At 65.5% G+C, this 1,023-nt stretch carries 1 protein-coding gene; it reads left to right on the top strand.

Going from position 1 to position 1,023, the window contains the following annotated elements; translation table 11 throughout:
* Position 1 precedes the first annotated feature (1 nt).
* Positions 2-907, top strand: a complete 906-nt coding sequence (locus TSO352_RS29900; RefSeq protein WP_109109463.1) for a branched-chain amino acid ABC transporter permease LivH — start codon at positions 2-4, stop codon at positions 905-907.
* Positions 908-1,023 lie beyond the last annotated feature (116 nt).

The following is a 1,023-nucleotide window of genomic DNA, read 5'->3' as shown; positions in this document are numbered from 1 at the left end:
GATGGACTATTTTCTACAGCAATTGATCAACGGCTTGTCGCTTGGAGCGATCTACGGCCTGATCGCGATCGGCTACACGATGGTGTACGGCATCATCGGCATGATCAACTTCGCGCATGGCGAGATTTACATGATCGGCGCCTTTGTGGCGTTGATCACCTTCCTGGCGATCGGGGCGCTCGGCATCACCTGGGTGCCGCTGGCGCTGGTGCTGATGCTGGCTGCCTCGATGCTGTTCACCAGCGTCTATGGCTGGACGGTGGAGCGCATCGCCTACCGGCCGCTGCGCTCCTCGCCCCGGCTGGCGCCGCTGATCTCCGCCATCGGCATGTCGATCTTCCTGCAGAACTACATCCAGATCCTCCAGGGCGCCCGCTCCAAGCCGCTGCAGCCCATCCTGCCCGGCAACCTCACCCTGATGGACGGCGCCGTCTCCGTCAGCTACGTGCGGCTGGCCACCATCCTGATCACGCTGGTGCTGATGGTCGGCTTCACCATCCTGATCAACCGCACCTCGCTGGGCCGCGCCCAGCGCGCCTGCGAGCAGGACAAGAAGATGGCCGGCCTCCTGGGCGTCAACGTCGACCGCGTCATCTCGCTGACCTTCGTCATGGGCGCCGCGCTCGCCGCCGTCGCCGGCATGATGGTGCTGCTGATCTACGGCGTCATCGACTTCTACATCGGCTTCCTGGCCGGGGTGAAGAGCTTCACCGCCGCGGTGCTCGGCGGCGTCGGCTCGCTGCCCGGCGCCATGCTCGGCGGTGTGGTCATCGGCCTGATCGAGGCCTTCTGGTCGGGCTATGTCGGCTCCGAATGGAAGGACGTCGCCACCTTCACCATCCTCGTCCTCGTCCTGATCTTCCGGCCCACCGGCCTGCTCGGCCGGCCCGAGATCGAGAAGGTGTAAGCGCCATGACCACCCCTTCCCACGCGCCGTCGCACCCTCACTATTCCATCAACGGCAAGCGCCGCGCCGTCGACTGGGCCGCCACCATAAAGGACGCCGGGCTCGCCGCCTTCGTG

It is taken from the genome of Azospirillum sp. TSO35-2, from assembly GCF_003116095.1.
GTDB lineage: Bacteria > Pseudomonadota > Alphaproteobacteria > Azospirillales > Azospirillaceae > Azospirillum.
This window is presented reverse-complemented; position numbering and strand designations above follow the sequence as displayed.